We start from the raw sequence: 15,481 nt of genomic DNA, 5'->3' as shown, positions 1-15,481 counted from the left end.
GGTTTCCGGGGCCCTTGTCCCCCTTCGCCCGGATACTGTCGATCGATACCGCGATCGACTGTGAGTGCATCAGGTCGTTCTCGAAGGTGCGCCGCTCGGTCGCCCGGTCACCATGCCTCCCTCAGGGGGACGATGGGGGCGGGCCGAAGCCCGCCCCGTTCGGGCTCACTCGCCCGCGAGATCCTGAATGGTGATGTTGTCGTGCTGCATGACCCGTGTCGGTACATCTCCGTTCGCGATGCTCTGGCCGGGCCGGTAGAGACCCCACTTGATGTAGCCGAAGTTCGTGGGGTTCTCGGGGTGGAAGGTCTGCACGTTCTCGTACGTCCTGCGCAGGGTGAAACCTGATTCCCCGGGCAGACGGGCGGAGATCCTGTAGTAACCGGTCTTGTCGTCCGTCCAGCGGACGTCCACGCGGAACCTCATCCACCGGTTGATGTACGAGCGGAAGTCGTCGACCACATCGGCCTGCAGTTCGAGCGTGGGTGACCGGAAGGCGATGCTGTTGCGCTTGGCCATCAGGTAGAAGGACGGATGGTTCCCACCGGCGTGCTTCCCCTGGAAGATGATGTCGCCGCTCTCCGAATCGCCGGGCTCGTAGGTCTTCCAGTCCTTCAGGAGGACGCTGAACTCGTACCGGCGCACGTCGCCCACATGGAATATTCCCTGGGGGACGTTGTTCGTGGCGCTCTCGCTGCGCGGGGCACCGTCGGACTCGTAGCCGGGATCTCCGAGCGTCACCTTGTGCGTGACGGCGTAGTCGTCGCCGGACTTGACGACGAAGGAAGCGTCCTGCGCCGTGGCGTGCGTCGTTGTCAGTTCCGGGATTCCTGAATCGAGGCTGCCGTCCTTGTAGTCGATGTCGAGCCGTGTGGACTGCGTACTGCTCCGGGACTGCTGCGCCATGGACCGCTTCGGCCCGTCCTGGCCTGCCTCGGCGGCATTCGGACACAGCACGCCGAGAGTCCCCGCCAGGGCCAGGGCGGTCGAGGCCCGCACCATCGTCTTCCTGTTCATTCCCGTCTCTCTCCCTGTAGCCGTTCCTCACCTGCCGTACGGTCAGCGGCCCGGCCTGTCGGTGATCCGGATCAGGTTGCGGCCCCGCATGGTGTAGAGATGGCCGGCCTCGTCGCTGGTGAGGTGGGAGCCGCTGTACCAACTGCCGTTGACTGCGGGAACGACGGTGCTGACGGCGAACGTGCGGGGGTCGAAGCGGAATACGGTCGTGTCGGAGACTCCGTAGACCACACCGCGGTTGGTCGTCAGGGCGGCGAACCCGTTGCAGACCTCCCTGATGTCCGCCCGGTGCACGAGGGTGCGCCGACGGAGGTCGATGACGAAGAGGCCGCCCTTGCGTGACAGTCCGTAGAGGTGTCGTCCTCTGACCGCCAGAGCGGCCGTGCCTGCCGTCTGCTGCGGGTCGATCCGCCAGAGTTCCTCACCGCGGACGGGGTCGAACGCCACCACGGTGCTGCGTGGCCCGGTGGCGAGGGTGTTGTCACCGCCGAGGTACGCCACGCCGTCCTGGCTGGCGATCCCGCGCACGCACTGCATTGCGTCGACGGGATCGACGAAGCACCGGGATCGGCCTGTCCTCGGGTGGTACGTCCACAGCGATCCGCCGCCCTCCGTGTCGGACTGCACGCCGACGAGCACGAGGCCGTTCGTCCGGTCGAGGGTGACGTCCAGGGGCCGGTTCTGCTCATGGGGGAAGTCGGCCACCCGGCGCATCTGCTTGTCGTGATCGGGGTCGTAGCGCCAGATGCCCTGGGAGCTGTACTGGCCGGTGTACAGGGCTCCGCCGTGGACGACGCAGTCCTTGGCCTCGCCGGGTGCGCGCAGGTTGACGACCTCGCCGGTGCGCAGCGAGTGACGGGCGAGGGTGCCTGTCCCACCGACGTACACGTAGCCGTCGCCTGCGGCCAGGCCCATGGCGAGCTGCGGCGTCCGGGGGGCGCCCGCACCCTCCAGGTCGGTGACCGCCGAGGTGCCCGCACCCGGGTCGATCTCCGCGACGAAGCCGAAGGCCGAGGTGACGACGATCCTTCCGTCCCGGCTGTCGACGCCCCAGATCTCGCCCAGGTCCGGGCCGTCGAACTCGACCGGAGCGATGGTGTCGGTCCGCTTGTCGTAAGCGTGTATGCCGTCCTCGCCGGCGAAGTACACCGTGTCGTCGATCTCCGTGAACGACTTGGCGACCGTGCCGGTGGACGTCGCCACGGTGTAGGAGGACAGGTCGTCGAGGTTCATGAGGGCGACCTTCGCCGATTCCTTCGACGCGGCGGAACCGACGACGAGTGTGTCGCCGATGACCGCCAGGTCCCGGATGCTGGGGTCGCCCTCCATTTCCGGGGGCGCGACCGAGGTGAAGGTTCCCGCGGACCGGTCATAGGCGTAGAGGGTGGCCCTGCCGGTGTCGCCGCCTCCGTTGAAGGTGGTTCCGGCACCGAAGAACACGGTCGTGCCCGTCGCCGCGACCGCACGCACGAGGGTGCCCTTGGGACCGGGGGTGCCCGCGTTGCGGACCTCAAGGGTCTTGGGGTCCCACTCCCACAGGCCGGGAGCCGTCTCGGAGCCGCCGCCCACGGCGTACAGAACGCCGTCGGGCGCCACGGAGAGGGCCCGCACGTCACGGTCGCCCATGCGGCCGATCGCCTCGGCGGGGGTGCTGGGCGCGGTCAGGTCCCAGCGGAAGAGGTTGGGCTTGCCCACGTCCGCCTTCTGCAGGACACCTGCGTACAGGTACCTGCCGGTCGGGTCGGCCGCCAGGGCCTGGACGGAGTGGCCGTTGGTGAGATCGGTCCTGGCCACCACGGTGCGGGTCGGCAGGTGGAGGGCGATGACGCGCACGGGGTCGATGTTCCGTGAGCCGATGTACACGGTGTCGCCGATCAGTACCGCGCTCATGAGCGAGAACTGGACCACGGCGGGACCGAGATCGGTGATCCGGACCGTGAGCCGGTCGGCGGCCGCAGCAGGTTGTCCCGCGAGGCCGAGCGCCGCGGCCAGGCCGGCCGCACCTCCTGTCCGGAGCACGTGTCGTCGGGTGGGATGGGAGTGGGGCATGACTTCCTCCGGTGTTCTGCGGAGTGCGTGGCGGGGGTGCTGCCCGTCCCGGTGAGCGGGCGGCAGCTGGGGCACCGGGAGTCGCTGGGGATCGGTGCCGGGTCGCGGGCGGACTCGCTGGCTGTGGGCGGCCCTCGTGGGAGGGTGGTCCGCGCTGCTGCGGAGCCGCGGTCGTCCTCGGTGGTCATGCCTGTGTCACCAGGGATCGCGCGGTCACCGGTGAGACGGGCGGCAGACCCGCGGCGTAACGTTCGAGTTCGGCGAGGACCGCGGCGGTCATGGTCCTCGTCTCCGATCCCAGCGAGCCGGCGATATGCGGTGTGAGAAGCACGTTGGGCAGGTCGTACAGGGGGCTGGCGGCCGGCAGCGGCTCGGGGTCGGTCACGTCGAGGACGGCGTGCAGGCCCTCTCGGCAGGCGGCTTCGAGCGCCGTGTGGTCGATCAGGCTGCCTCGGGCGGTGTTGACGAGTACCGCGCCGGGAGGAAGCACGGCCAGTTCCGCGGCTCCGATCATGTGGCGGGTCGCGGGCAGCTCCGGCGCGTGCAGAGTCAGTACGTCCGCCTGGGGCAACACCTCCTCCAGCAGGGCCGGTTCGGCCCCCGCCGCAGCGATCTCCGCCGGGTCGACGACAGGATCGACCACCATCACACGGGCGAGACCGAGGGTGCGCAGCAGGTGGGTGACTCGCCTGCCGATGCGGGAGAAACCGACCACGACGACGGTACGGTCGCGCCCGCTCAGTTCTCCCCGGCCGTCCCGGTACGTCCAGTCCTCCCGGAATCGCCGTGCGTCTGCGGCGAGGAAGGGCGCCTTCTTGAATGCCCACAACACGGCGGCAAGCGTGTACTGGGCGACGGGTTCGGCGTTGGCGTCGGCCGCCGTGGTCACCAGGAGGCCGCGGTCGAACACGGCAGCCGATATGTGACCGCGTACGGATCCCGCCGCATGAAGGACGGCGCGCAGCCTGGGAGCAGCACGCAGCACCGGTTCGTCCAGCACCGGGCAGCCCCATGAGGTGATCAGTACCTCTGTCTCGGCGAGGCGCGCGAGAACACGGTCGGAGCCCAGGTCCTCGGCGGCGAGGGGCTCACCCAGACAGGCCGCGGCATGCAGGCGGGCCAGTTCCTCCGGGCCGAACTGCATCTCCCGGGACCGACGGCTCATCAGCAGGAGTGTTTCGGGCCTGTGCGCGGCGGTCATTTCACGCTCCCGGCGGACAGGCCGCTGCGCCACTGACGCTGCAGCACGATGAAGGCCACGATCAACGGGACCACAGCGAGCAGGGATCCGGTGATGACCAGGGGGTTGTAGTCGGGGAACTGGGGTGCACGGGTGCCCCATTGGTAGATCCCCAGGGTCATGGGGAACAGCTTGGGGTCGGTGAGCATCACCAAGGGCAGAAAGAAGTTGTTCCAGATACTGACGAACTGGAAGAGCAGGATGGTGACGAATCCGGGCAGCATCACCGGCAGGGCGATCCTCACGAAGGTGCGCAGTTCCCCGGCCCCGTCGAGCCGTGACGCCTCAAGGACCTCGTCGGGTACGGCCGCTTCGGCGAAGGTCCGTGCGAGGTAGACGCCGAAGGGGTTGGTGAGCAATGGGACGAACACCGCCCAGAAGGTGTCCACGAGTCGCAGTTGTGAGGCGAGAAGGTACAGCGGCAGGGCCAGAGCCGTGGGAGGCACCAGGACGCCGGCCAGGGTCACCGCGAACAGGGCGCGCCGTCCGGGAAAGTCGAGCTTGGCGATCGCGTAGCCGCACGCCGTGCAGATCAGCGCGCCCAGGAAGGCTCCGGCACCGGCATAGAGCACGGAGTTGCGGATCCAGTGGAGGAAGACTCCGTCCTCCCGGGTGAAGAGATCCCGAAGGTTGTTCCACAGGTTCCAGTCCGCGAACTCGAAGGCACTGCTGGTGGAGAAGTCGCCGACGGACTTGGTGGCCGATGTCGCCAGCCACACCAGGGGCAGCACGCTGTAGAGCGCGGCGAGGAGCAGTACGCCGTGGACGGCGCCTCGTGAAGTCCAACGGGACGGGGAGGGACGCCGGGGCGTGGCGGGGCGTGGCGCGGCCGCGGCTTTCGGCATCGTCGTGGGTGCGGTCATCGTGACCTCCGGGCGGACAGGCGCATCACCAGCGCGGAGAGCAGGGCCGAGGCGACTGCCAGTACGAGGGAGGCGGCGGCGGCACGCCCGTAGTCGTTGCTGATGAAGGCCGCTTCGTAGATGTAGAGGCTGGGGGTCCAGGTACTGGTCACCGTGCCGGTGAAGGTCCGCAGCACCAGTGGCTCGGTGAACAGCTGGAGCGAGCCGATCGTGGTGAACACGAGCGCGACGAAGAGCGTCGGTCGGATCATGGGGACTTTGATGGACAGCGCGGTGCGGATGGCACCGGCGCCATCGGCACGTGCGGCTTCGAGCACTTCACGGGGCACGGTCTGCAGCGCGGTGTAGAAGACGATCATGTTGTAGCCCATCCACTGCCAGGTCGCCATGTTGACTATGGAGGGCAGCACACCGCTGTCACTGAGCGGGTCGAGCGGAAGGATGCCGTTCAGTGGGCCGATGCCCGGGCTGTAGAGGTAGCCCCAGATCAGTCCGGCGATCACTCCGGGCACCGCGTGTGGCAGGAAGACGGCCAGTGACCACATCTGCCGCAGCCGTACGGCGGCGGAGTCGAGGAGCAGGGCGATGATCAGGGCACCTGCGAACATCACCGGGATGTGGACGAGCGCGTACAGCGCCACGTGGGCCGCGCTGTCCCGGAAGGCGGGGTCGCCGAGGACCGATGCGTAGTTGTCGAAGCCGGTGAACACCTCGCGGTAGCCGTCGAAGCCGAGCCCGGAGAGCCGGTCGGTGAACAGGCTGAGGCAGAAGGCGTACCCGATGGGCACGAGCACCGTGCACAGCAGCAGGAGTGCGAACGGCGCGGCCAGCGCGAGGCCGGACAGGCCCCGGCGGCTCTTCCTCCGGAACGGGCCCGCGGGCACGACGGCAGGCGCGGGCGTGGGCGTGGGCGTCGGGGAGGAAGTGACAGTTGTTGTCGTGGTCGTGGTCATGTCCGGGCCTCGCTCGTCACGGCCAGACCGCGCGTCCGCATGTTGGTCACGGCGGATGACTGGATGCGGTGCATCGCCCTGGGCATCGTGGTCGCTCCGGTCGGGACGGGCCCCAGGGCGTCGGCGGCGGCGGAGAAGACGCTGAGTGCGTTGGGGCCCCAGGTCCATGCGGGTACACGGGTCGCCGCTCCGTCCAGCACGTCGTACACCGGTTCGCCGATGAAGTAGGAGTCGTCATACGCCTCACGGGCGACACGCCTGCTGGACCGGTAGGCGGGCGAAGGGAACGTGACTGTCGCCCCGATCCGCGGAACGGCGGGATCGGTGCTCAGCCATCGCAGGAACACCAGGGCTGCCTCGGGCACGTCGCTCTCGGCCGAGATCCCGAAGGCGGAACCGCCGTGCACCCCGTTGGCCGGTTCGTCACCCCAGGTGGGCATCGGCGCGACGGCCCAGCGACCGGTGTCTTCGGGCAGGGACTTCTTCAGCATCCCCACACTCCAGGTCGCGCCCAGGAGCCCCCACAGTGCGCCCTTGTGCATGGCGGCGGTCCAGCTCTGCGTGCCGGTGCTGTCGCTGCCGACGTGACCGGAGCTGATCATGTCCTGCCAGTAGCCGGCGGTACGCAGGGTGCCCCGGCGGTCGATGCCGACCTGCCAGGCGCCTTCCTCGATCCGCCACCACGGGTCCCCGGCCTGCCAGGCCATCCCGGCGAGGAACGCGCCGTCGTTGAGGGGGAAGGTGGTGATCCGTGCGGCCGGGTCGGCCCTGCGGACGGCCGAGGCGGCCTGCCGGAACCGATCCCAGGTGCGGGGCACCCGGATTCCCGCGTCGTCGAAGAGGTCCTTGCGGTAGAAGAAGGCCATCGGGCAGAAGTCCATGGGTACGGCCCAGGTGCGTCCGTCCGGACGGACGCTCTGCCAGGCGGCGGGCAGGAAGCCGTCAGCGAGGTCCTCGATGTCGTCGGTCAGCTCGCGCAGACCGCCGGTCGTCAGGATCTGCGGCAGGGCCTGGTACTCCACGTGCAGGATGTCGGGGGCGTTGTGTGCGCGGATGGCATTGGTCTGTTGTGCGTAGCCACCCGCGACTCCGGCGGCGATCACGCTCAGTTCGACGTGGATGTCGCGCTGAGCGGAGTTGAACGCGTCGACGTACCGGTCCATCCCGGTCAGCCAGGACCACAGGCGCACCCGGGTGGCTCCGGAGGACGCGTTCACGCAACCGCCGAGAGTGCCGCCTGCGAGAAGCGCGGCGCCGAGGCCGCTGGAGGTACGCAGCAGCGACCTCCTCGACCAGTGCGTCCGAGAATCGCCTTCTCCGCCGGCGGCGTCGGGTGGAATGCCGAGCACCATGTGTTTCCTTTCGCGCAGCGAGCTGTTCGCACACTTCAGCGCCGGACGAATTCCTGGTCAACGGAAGCGAAAGAAAACGATCAATATCGATAGAGAACGAAGATCCTTGGTGGAACCGAACTCCGACGCGAACGACGCACCGGGCCGCACGACGGTGACCGGTCTTCCATCGAAGTGCCTGATGACCGGCCCTGAGTGCGGGATGAGCGGCGACTCCGCCTTCCGCGCCGCCGGGACGATGCGATAGAACAGGACCGGCGAAGAGAAGCTGAACAAAGCAAAACGATCACCAGAACAGCGGGGGCGACTGCATGACGCTGGCTTCGGAACGGCAGGAACTCATCCTCGCCGCTGTTCGGGAGCAGGGCACCGTGCGCCTGGCCGATCTGGTCGCACGGCTCGGAGTGACCGCGGTGACCGTCCGGCGGGACGTCACGATCCTGGCCGACCGGGGACTGGTGCGGCGCGTGCACGGCGGGGTCACCCAGCCCCACCGTGGTCATCACCCCGAGCAGCGGGCCCTCGCTGCCTCCTCCCCCTTCGGGCGGCTGCCCGGTCAGGCCCTGGTGGGCATGGTGGTCCCCACGGTGGAGTTCTACTGGCCGCCCGTCATCCAGGGCGCCCAGGCGGCTGTGGCCGCCGCGGGCGGAAGACTTGTGCTCCGCGGCTCCGCCTACGACGCCGCGGAGGACCGGCGGCAGGTCTCCGCACTCCTCGACCGCGGTGCACGCACCTTGCTGATCGCCCCCACGACCACCGGAGAGGCCGGCCTGGATCTCCTGCGCTGGCTCGGCAGCCTCACCGTCCCGGTCCTGCTGGTCGAGCGTCTTCCGCCACCGGCACTGCCCACACTGCCGCTGGACGCGGTAACCACCGCGCACAGCCTGGGGGCAGGCCAGGCGGTACGGCACCTTGTCACACTCGGACACCACCGGATCGCCTTCATCACCGCCCGCTTCAGCCCCACGGCCCAGGCCCTGCTCGAAGGATGGCGGGAGACCGTCGTCTCCCTCGGCCTGCCCGGCTGTGACGACCTCGAATTCGACGTACCCGCCTACGGGTCCCCCGGCTGGGCCGACGCGTACGACGCCGTGCTGCGCCGCTGCCACGACGCGGGGGTCACGGCGCTGTTCGTGCACTCCGACAGAGAAGCCATCGGCCTGACGGAGCGCGCCCGCGACCGGGGGCTCAGCGTCCCCGAGGACCTGGCCGTCGTCTCGTACGACGACGAAGTCGCCGCGGCGTCCGACCCTCCGCTGACTGCTGTCCGCCCGCCCAAACACCGGCTCGGCTCGGTCGCGGCCGAGATGGCCCTGGCACGCATGGCCGACCCGACCGAACGCCCCGTGCACCGCGTGCAGTTGTGGCCCACTCTGGTCGTCCGCGCGTCCTGCGGGAGCGCCGGGACCGCTTCGGCACCAGTCGGCTGGTGAGCCGTCCGCCAACCGTCACGCAGGACCACACCACGCAGGCCTTCGCCGGCCGTCGTAGGGATTCCACTCACGCCCCCGGAACGATTCGAGCCACTACTCGTCGATGAACTGCCGCTCGACCTCGTGAACCGCGCACAACCCCGCGATGTCGATGACGTCATGGCCCTCATGGCCGGCGATGCCGACGTCGATGCCGGCGTAGTCGTCGCGGTGAGTACCCAGGGCGCGAAGACACAGAACGACTGGCCATGCCCGCAGCTCGCATGCCTGTCCCGGTGTCCCCGCAGCGCGGGGGTACTCCCCCATCCGCAGAGGTGGCCGCACGCCTCGTCATGGCCCAGCGCGCCGTGGGGAAGCACCGGTGCACGCGGCAGGTCCACGAACGGGGGTGGGCGCATATCTGACCGGATGTGACGGTCCCGTCAGGACGAGCGGAGACCGTATCCCAGGGCACACCTCAGCGCGATGTGGGTGAGCCAGGCCGTCCCGAAGGTGAAGGGAGCGGCGGACCCGACCGCGGATCGGGGCGCCTCCCGGCCCCGTTGTCCGCTGTCCGCTGTCACCCAGCATTGTCATTCACCCGAGGCGGTCTGACAGCGAACGCAGTCGTCACGGCTTCCTGGGCTGCCGACCTGGTCGTGTCAGGCGAGCGACGGCGGCCGGGCCGGGGTGATCTACGACTGATTCTCCGGAGCGGCGTGGTCGGCCGGCCGCCTGAGGGCAAGGGTGATCAGCAGAACGAACGCGGCGAGGGCGGTGAGCGTGCGCAGGTCGTTGAACAGTTCCCAGCGTCGCAGGATCTCCGCGTGATCGGCCGGGGCCGAGGTGAGCGCCCATTCCTTGATCCGGCCGTTGATCGGCACATTGCCGAACCGGGTTATCAGGAAGGAGGCGAGGGTCAGCAGCCCCGCCGTACCCGCGATCAGCCGGGCGCGGCCGCGTGTCAGGGCCGCGAGGGTGAGCGAACTGAGCGTCGACACGGCCATCGCCGTCTGCATGGTGATGCCGTTCATCTTCATCAGCTCGGCGTGGAATGACAGCCGCATGTCGAGTGGTACAGCGTTGAAGGTGGGGACGAGGTTGGCCGCGCCGTAGCCGAACGCGCCGGCGAGGAGTCCGGTGGCGAGCAGGGCGAGGCCCAGGAGAAGTCGGACGCGCATGTTCGTTGGCTCCAGTGCATAGGTGCTTGTGGGGGTCAGGCCCGGTCAAGCCTGAGTGGTGGAGGACACGCACCGGACCTGTGGTCCGTTACTGGCGGTCGTCGTGTTCGGTCGTGGGTCCGGCCGCCTGGCAGCCGGTGACTGCCGCGACGTGACAGTTCTCCGGCTGTCCGCTGCATGGGTTCGGGCGACTTCAGCTCGTACTGGTTCTGCAAGGCGTGCAGGGCGGAGCGGGTTGCTGCCTGCGGTGTCGCCGTCGTCCGGCGGGTGTACCGGTGACCGTCCGGGGGTGCCGCGGTCACTCCTGCGCAGCGAGGAAGCGGCCGCCCGGTTCGCCACGGAGGTGTCCTGGGGGAAGCCGCCGGCCGTACGCGAGCAGGAGGAGATCCTGCGCGGCGCCGGACAGAGGTGTTCCGGTGCCGAAGGACCAGTCGAGGTCGTCGGCGCGGAGTTCGATGCCGCCCAGGTCTGCTCCGAAGAACTTGAGCGTCCTGGCGTTGACGCTCCCCAGGAGGATGCGCACACGGTCTTCGGGAACCCGGCGGTCGAGGCCCAGTGCGACCGTGATGTCCAGGCCGTGGATCACGTCGTGGCCCAGGGCCGCCTCGATCCCGCCGACCGGCGGCCTCCAGGGGTGGTCCGCGTTGTCTCGGAGCAATGCGGCGAGCTCATGCGTCGAATGGGCGGCCGCGTCCTTGCGGGCGCATCGATCGGTCATCCGGTGGAGATTGCCTCGCGATCCGATCAGTTCCCATGCCGTCTTGGCGAGCGAGTACCGGAAACCCATCGTCATGTGGGCCGCGACTTCCCGTACCCGCCATCCCCCGCACAGGGTCGGTGCGTCCCATTCCTCGGCCGACAGACCATCCAGCATGGCTGCCAGCTCCCGGCGTTCGGCCGCTATCGCGGCTCTGATGTCCGCCGCCGGCCTGCGGTGTGTCGTGTTCCCCATGGCTTCAAGGCTCTCGACAGGCCCACCATAAGTCCAATAGTTTGGATGTCTCACAACTAGAATGATTCGTTATGGACATTCGGCAGCTGAGGTACTTCGTCACGGTCGTGGAGGAAGCCAACTTCACCCGCGCAGCTGCCCGGCTGCACCTGGCTCAGCCAGGAGTGAGCGCCCAGGTCCGGCAGTTGGAGAAGGAGCTCGGGCATCTGCTGCTCGACCGCTCCGGCAGGTCGGTGACCCTGACGGAGGTGGGCGAGGCCGTGCTGCCGTACGCGCGGGCCGCGATCAGCGCCGTCGAGGCGGTCCGCCAGACCGCCGACGAGTTCACCGGGCTGCTCCGCGGCCAGGTCACGCTCGGCCTCGTCTCGGGGGCGGCCGCAGCAGCCGAGGAGTTCGACCTGGCCGCCATCCTGGCCCGCTTCCACGCGGACCACCCCCAGGTGGAGATCGCGCTGACCGAGGACACCTCGGAGTGGATGCTCGGCGCGTTGCACCGGGGGGAACTCGACATCGCCGTGATCGGGCTCGCCGACGAGGAGCCCCCACCGGGCATCTCCCTCCAGGTCCTGGTCGACGAGCCCCTGGTCGCAGCCGTCGCCCCGGACGACCCCGCTCTCACCTCCCCGGACCGCACGAGCATGACGTTGGCCGAGCTCCGCGGTCGCCCACTGATCTGCCTGCCACGTGGCACAGGTATCCGCGGGGTACTCGACCGCGCGTGCACGCAGGCGGGATTCCAGCCTCACATCGCCTTCGAAGCGGCCGCCCCACTGTTCCTCGCGCAGCTCGCCACCCGCGGCCTCGGCGTGGCAGTGGTTCCGGCCCTGTCCGCCGACACCGCGTCAGCCTTCGGGCTAAGGACGCTGGAGATCACCGAGCCACGGCTGCGCGGCCGGGTCGCTCTGACCTGGCGGACAGACGGTCCCTCCGGACCCGCGGCCACCGTCTTCCTGAACCTGCTGCGCACCAGTCTCACCGCGCCAGGGACCGACTGACCGGTCAGGGCTGAGCCTCCGCCTCCACCCTGGGGTGTAGCTCGCCTGTCCACCGCAGAGCCGATCCGTTCTTGGGAACCTGCGTGCTGGGATATGCCTGTGCCTACCTCGTTGCCCCGCATGTGGCCCAGCCCGTCCGGCAAGCCGATCCCACCGGCGGGGACCGCTGACGTCTTCCGCGCTTTTGCCCGTGACCTGGCCGCTGATCGCCGCTCCTGGGACGGCGCGACAGCCTGCTTCATCGCCGCTCAGTTCGATCAGCTGGCCGATGAGTGGGACACCACCCGTGCCACGGGCCGGGACGAGCCTCTGCGTGATGCCTTGGACCGCGGCGGTCCTTTCCCCGAGGGCGTCTGTCTGGAACTGGGTTCCGGAACCGGCCTGTTCACCCAACTGCTCCGTCGTGTGTTCCGCCGCGTGATCAGCGTGGACCTCTCCGAGGAGATGCTGCGTCGAGCTGCCGGACGCTCACCGGCACGTGTGCGTGCGGATGCCACGGCCCTCCCGCTGGCCGATGGCCAGGTCTCGGTCGTCGCCGCGATCGACATGCTGTTGTTTCCCTCGGAGACCGCCCGCGTACTGACTCCTGACGGCGTATTGCTGTGGATCAACCAACTCGGCGAGGACGGTCCGCTGCACCTGCCCGCCGCAGACGTCGTCGCTGCCCTGCCTGGAGACTGGCAGGCCGTCGAGGCCGATGCCGGATGGGGCAGCTGGGCCGCCGTGCGACGCGCTTGCTGAATGAACGGATCCGGGATCGACGGAGGCTCTACGCGCTGACTCCAGCCGCCGGTCGGGGCTGGAGTCGAGCGCAGTGGTTCGTTTCGTACCCGGGGGCGGGAGGTCTCCGATCGCGCTGTGAAGGCGCTGGTCGCCGGACCTGTCGCCCCATTGCGCGGATCGCCCGCGCAGGATCCGCGGCTACCGCACTCCGGCGGAGGCATACGCCGCCCTCCTGAACAGCGGTGACGCGCTGACCACTTGAGCTCGCCACCGACGGCCGACACTCTGAACCCCCCTTGAGCGCAATGCGTCGGAGCTCCTTGGAGGCCCGGGCCGATCCGGTCAGGGGCGCTGAAGCGGTTTGCCGAGGATGCTGGAGAGCTGCCCCCGCTCCGTGGGGCTGAGTGCGTGGAAGGTCCGGCTGCGGTCGGAATGCCGATCCAGGCAGCCGGAACCCTGCTGCTCCTGCGGTGCGACCGGCCGTTTCTCACCGCTCCGCGCCGCGCTCGCTTCCATCGGCCTGCGCGCCCGCTTCACGCACGAGGCCCAGACCCGTACACGAATCCCGCCCGCAACCACATCAGCCGACGCCGAGAAGGTTCCAGTGACCGTGGACCTGACCCCCGACCAACTCCTGTCCACCACCCGCGCGGTGCGCAAGCGCCTCGACCTGGACCGTCCGGTCCCACGGTCCCTGATCGAGGAGTGCGTCGATCTGGCCACGCAGGCGCCGACGGGGCGCAACCGGCAGCGCTGGCACTTCATCGTCGTCACCGACCCCGACCGGCGCCGCCTCGTCGGGGACATCTTCCGCCGAGCGCTGGCGACCGGAGGTGGGCAACCTCCGACCGAGCGGGACCTGCCGCGCATGTTCGCCCACCCCGGCTCCATGGAACGGATCTCGGACGGCCTGCGGCACCTGCACCACAACATCCACCGCGTGCCCGCCTTCGTCGTGCCGGCCATCGAAGGCCGCACGGAAGGCGCCTCCGTGCTCGACCAGTCCATGACCTGGGGGTCCATCCTCCCGGCGGTGTGGAGCTTCATGCTCGCCGCCCGTGCCCGCGGGCTGGGCACCGTGTGGACTACGGCGCAGGGCCCATGGGAAGCGGAACTCGCCGACGCGCTCGGCGTACCCCATGACGAGGTGATGCTCGCCGCCTTCATTCCGCTGGCGTTCACCATCGGTACCGATTTCAAGCCGGCCGGTCGGATTCCTCGGGAGCAGGTCCTGCATTGGGAACAGTGGTAGCGGAGAACCGAGCCCCTGTCGCCCGCGTCAGCACGGCTGTCGCTCGCGGAGCGGCGAGAAGCGGGCGGGGCCGGCACCTCCCCCCGGGAACCGGAGTCGTTGCCCGGGGTGAGGTGTCCAGGCCCGGGAGGGATGACGAGCGCGAGTACATTCAATGTGAGAGTTGACTCTCACATTATACGAGAGGACACTCTCACATCATGGATTCCAGGAATCGGCTAGGCGATATCGAGATCACCGATCCGCAGGCGATGCGGGCGTTGGCACATCCAGTGAGACTGGCGATCCTCGACCGTCTGCACCGGCACGGGCCTGCGACGGCCACGCAACTCGCGCCCCATGTGGGAGCAACCCCCTCGGTGACCAGCTGGCATCTGCGGCACCTGGCGGGTTTCGGACTGGTCCGGGATGCCGAGCCCGGACAGGACCGCCGGCAACGGCGGTGGGAGGCGGTGGCGCGCGGTTTCCGGTTCGAGGCGCCAGAGGACGAGGAGGGCAGGTCGGCGGCGCGGGCGCTGTCACGGGAGATGTTTGTGCGCTACGGAGATCTGCCAAGCAGGTGGGTGGCCGAAGTCGAACCCGGCCTGGACCCGTTGTGGCAGGGGGCTGCCGGTCTCGCCGACACCCGTGTGGTCGTTTCGGTGGAGGAACTCACGGCGATTCAGGACGAGATCGAGCGGGTGCTCGCCCCTTACGTGACACGCGACCCTGCCGAACGTCCGGCCGGAAGCCGCGGCGTCCAACTGATGCGTTATGCCCTGCCGGAGCAGGACGAGGAGCAGGCGGGCGGAACACTGTGAGCGCCCCGGAGGCGGGCGGCCCGATATCTCTCTGGCGTGACCGGCGCTTCCGCCGTTTCTGGGCAGGGCAGTCGATCTCGGAGTTCGGCGACCGGATCACCGAACTGGCACTGCCACTGATCGCCGTGACAGCGCTGAGCGCCTCGGCCGACCAAGTGGCGTGGCTGACCGCGCTCATCTGGATCCCGAATCTGCTCGCGATCATTTTGGGGGCCTGGGTCGACCGTCGGGTCCACAAACGCCGCCTGATGGTCCTCGCCGATCTGGTGCGCGGTGCGGTGCTGCTCAGCCTCCCCGTCGCGTACCTGCTCGATGCGGTGAGCCTCGGTCAGCTGTATGCCGTGGCGGTGCTGACCGGCGCCGCGGCGGTGCTCTTCAACACCGCCTACCCGCCCTTCTTCGTCAACCTCGTGCCCCGCTCGTCCTACGTCGAGGCCAATAGCAAGCTCAGTGCCAGTCGGTCGGTGTCGCACGTGGTCGGCCCGGCGGTCGGCGGCGGTCTCGTCCAAGCGTTGACCGCGCCCGTCGCTGTCGTTGTCGATGCCTTGTCGTATGCGGCGTCCGCCTTTCTGATAGGGCGGATCCCGCTCGGTGAATCCCCTCCCGGGCACGTCGAAGGAGGCGGTGGGCCCCACCGTGCCAGAGCCCGGGGCGGGGTGTGGGTTGTCGCCCCCCCACCCCTGAGGGCAGCA

General features: G+C 69.1%; 15 protein-coding genes. 6 read left to right on the top strand and 9 right to left on the bottom strand.

What is annotated here, in order from left to right:
* Positions 1-165: 165 nt before the first annotated feature.
* From ACWCPY_RS27240 to ACWCPY_RS27215, 6 genes are all read right to left on the bottom strand, one after another.
* Entirely contained in the window at positions 166-1,017 is an 852-nt protein-coding gene (locus tag ACWCPY_RS27240) for a heparin lyase I family protein (RefSeq protein ID WP_451269230.1), read from the bottom strand.
* 42 nt (positions 1,018-1,059) lie between these two features.
* Positions 1,060-3,036, bottom strand: coding sequence for an outer membrane protein assembly factor BamB family protein (locus tag ACWCPY_RS27235; protein WP_451269228.1), 1,977 nt, complete (start codon positions 3,034-3,036; stop codon positions 1,060-1,062).
* A gap of 214 nt (positions 3,037-3,250) precedes the next feature.
* On the bottom strand, positions 3,251-4,231 hold the full coding sequence (locus tag ACWCPY_RS27230; protein WP_451269226.1) for a hydroxyacid dehydrogenase: 981 nt from the start codon (positions 4,229-4,231) through the stop codon (positions 3,251-3,253).
* Positions 4,232-4,263: 32 nt separating this feature from the next.
* On the bottom strand, positions 4,264-5,169 hold the full coding sequence (locus tag ACWCPY_RS27225; RefSeq protein ID WP_451269224.1) for a carbohydrate ABC transporter permease: 906 nt from the start codon (positions 5,167-5,169) through the stop codon (positions 4,264-4,266).
* Entirely contained in the window at positions 5,166-6,122 is a 957-nt protein-coding gene (locus ACWCPY_RS27220) for a carbohydrate ABC transporter permease (RefSeq protein ID WP_451269222.1), read from the bottom strand. The genes ACWCPY_RS27225 and ACWCPY_RS27220 overlap by 4 nt, the downstream gene beginning before the upstream one ends.
* The gene (locus ACWCPY_RS27215) at positions 6,119-7,339 is read right to left on the bottom strand and encodes an extracellular solute-binding protein (protein ID WP_451269220.1); all 1,221 of its coding nucleotides are present in this window, start codon (positions 7,337-7,339) and stop codon (positions 6,119-6,121) included. Before ACWCPY_RS27215 ends, ACWCPY_RS27220 begins: the two co-directional genes overlap by 4 nt.
* Positions 7,340-7,785: 446 nt before the next feature.
* On the opposite strand from ACWCPY_RS27215, the gene ACWCPY_RS27210 reads away from it, so the two are divergent.
* Positions 7,786-8,907 carry a substrate-binding domain-containing protein gene (locus ACWCPY_RS27210; RefSeq protein ID WP_451269218.1) on the top strand — a complete coding sequence of 374 codons (1,122 nt, stop codon included), beginning with the start codon at positions 7,786-7,788 and terminating at the stop codon, positions 8,905-8,907.
* A 93-nt stretch (positions 8,908-9,000) separates the two neighbouring features.
* Here the strand turns inward: ACWCPY_RS27210 and ACWCPY_RS27205 are convergent, their stop codons facing one another.
* The 3 genes from ACWCPY_RS27205 to ACWCPY_RS27195 all read right to left on the bottom strand — a co-directional run bounded on the left by ACWCPY_RS27205 (position 9,001) and on the right by ACWCPY_RS27195 (position 11,019).
* Positions 9,001-9,213: a hypothetical protein gene (locus ACWCPY_RS27205; RefSeq protein ID WP_451269216.1), complete on the bottom strand. Its 213-nt coding sequence runs from the start codon at positions 9,211-9,213 to the stop codon at positions 9,001-9,003.
* Between the two features lie 368 nt (positions 9,214-9,581).
* A complete protein-coding gene (locus ACWCPY_RS27200; protein ID WP_451269214.1) occupies positions 9,582-10,067 on the bottom strand; it encodes an anthrone oxygenase family protein in 486 nt (161 codons plus the stop codon).
* Between the two features lie 298 nt (positions 10,068-10,365).
* The gene (locus ACWCPY_RS27195; RefSeq protein ID WP_451269212.1) at positions 10,366-11,019 is read right to left on the bottom strand and encodes a maleylpyruvate isomerase family mycothiol-dependent enzyme; all 654 of its coding nucleotides are present in this window, start codon (positions 11,017-11,019) and stop codon (positions 10,366-10,368) included.
* A gap of 71 nt (positions 11,020-11,090) precedes the next feature.
* Between ACWCPY_RS27195 and ACWCPY_RS27190 the strand changes: the two genes are divergently transcribed.
* The 5 genes from ACWCPY_RS27190 to ACWCPY_RS27170 form a co-directional block, all read left to right on the top strand.
* On the top strand, positions 11,091-12,014 hold the full coding sequence (locus tag ACWCPY_RS27190; RefSeq protein ID WP_451269210.1) for a LysR family transcriptional regulator: 924 nt from the start codon (positions 11,091-11,093) through the stop codon (positions 12,012-12,014).
* Between the two features lie 120 nt (positions 12,015-12,134).
* Positions 12,135-12,755, top strand: a complete 621-nt coding sequence (locus tag ACWCPY_RS27185) for a class I SAM-dependent methyltransferase (protein ID WP_451269208.1) — start codon at positions 12,135-12,137, stop codon at positions 12,753-12,755.
* A 586-nt stretch (positions 12,756-13,341) separates the two neighbouring features.
* Positions 13,342-13,989, top strand: coding sequence for a nitroreductase family protein (locus tag ACWCPY_RS27180; RefSeq protein WP_451269206.1), 648 nt, complete (start codon positions 13,342-13,344; stop codon positions 13,987-13,989).
* Positions 13,990-14,189: 200 nt separating this feature from the next.
* Complete coding sequence (locus ACWCPY_RS27175; RefSeq protein WP_451269204.1) at positions 14,190-14,789, top strand: ArsR/SmtB family transcription factor; 600 nt, start codon at positions 14,190-14,192, stop codon at positions 14,787-14,789.
* Positions 14,786-15,481 (top strand): MFS transporter (locus ACWCPY_RS27170; protein WP_451269202.1); only part of this gene is annotated, 696 nt, incomplete at its 3' end. The genes ACWCPY_RS27175 and ACWCPY_RS27170, both read left to right, overlap by 4 nt.

It is taken from the genome of Streptomyces sp. NPDC002403 (assembly GCF_053593015.1).
This window is presented reverse-complemented; position numbering and strand designations above follow the sequence as displayed.

Bases quoted from the DNA above. Each gene is read 5' to 3' on its own strand.
- ACWCPY_RS27195 (WP_451269212.1), bottom strand. From the start codon at position 11,019: ATGGGGAACACGACACACCGCAGGCCGGCGGCGGACATCAGAGCCGCG.
- ACWCPY_RS27220 (WP_451269222.1), bottom strand. From the start codon at position 6,122: ATGACCACGACCACGACAACAACTGTCACTTCCTCCCCGACGCCCACG.
- ACWCPY_RS27210 (WP_451269218.1), top strand. From the start codon at position 7,786: ATGACGCTGGCTTCGGAACGGCAGGAACTCATCCTCGCCGCTGTTCGG.
- ACWCPY_RS27200 (WP_451269214.1), bottom strand. From the start codon at position 10,067: ATGCGCGTCCGACTTCTCCTGGGCCTCGCCCTGCTCGCCACCGGACTC.
- ACWCPY_RS27185 (WP_451269208.1), top strand. From the start codon at position 12,135: ATGTGGCCCAGCCCGTCCGGCAAGCCGATCCCACCGGCGGGGACCGCT.
- ACWCPY_RS27225 (WP_451269224.1), bottom strand. From the start codon at position 5,169: ATGACCGCACCCACGACGATGCCGAAAGCCGCGGCCGCGCCACGCCCC.
- ACWCPY_RS27230 (WP_451269226.1), bottom strand. From the start codon at position 4,231: ATGAGCCGTCGGTCCCGGGAGATGCAGTTCGGCCCGGAGGAACTGGCC.
- ACWCPY_RS27240 (WP_451269230.1), bottom strand. From the start codon at position 1,017: ATGAACAGGAAGACGATGGTGCGGGCCTCGACCGCCCTGGCCCTGGCG.
- ACWCPY_RS27205 (WP_451269216.1), bottom strand. From the start codon at position 9,213: ATGGGGGAGTACCCCCGCGCTGCGGGGACACCGGGACAGGCATGCGAG.
- ACWCPY_RS27190 (WP_451269210.1), top strand. From the start codon at position 11,091: ATGGACATTCGGCAGCTGAGGTACTTCGTCACGGTCGTGGAGGAAGCC.
- ACWCPY_RS27175 (WP_451269204.1), top strand. From the start codon at position 14,190: ATGGATTCCAGGAATCGGCTAGGCGATATCGAGATCACCGATCCGCAG.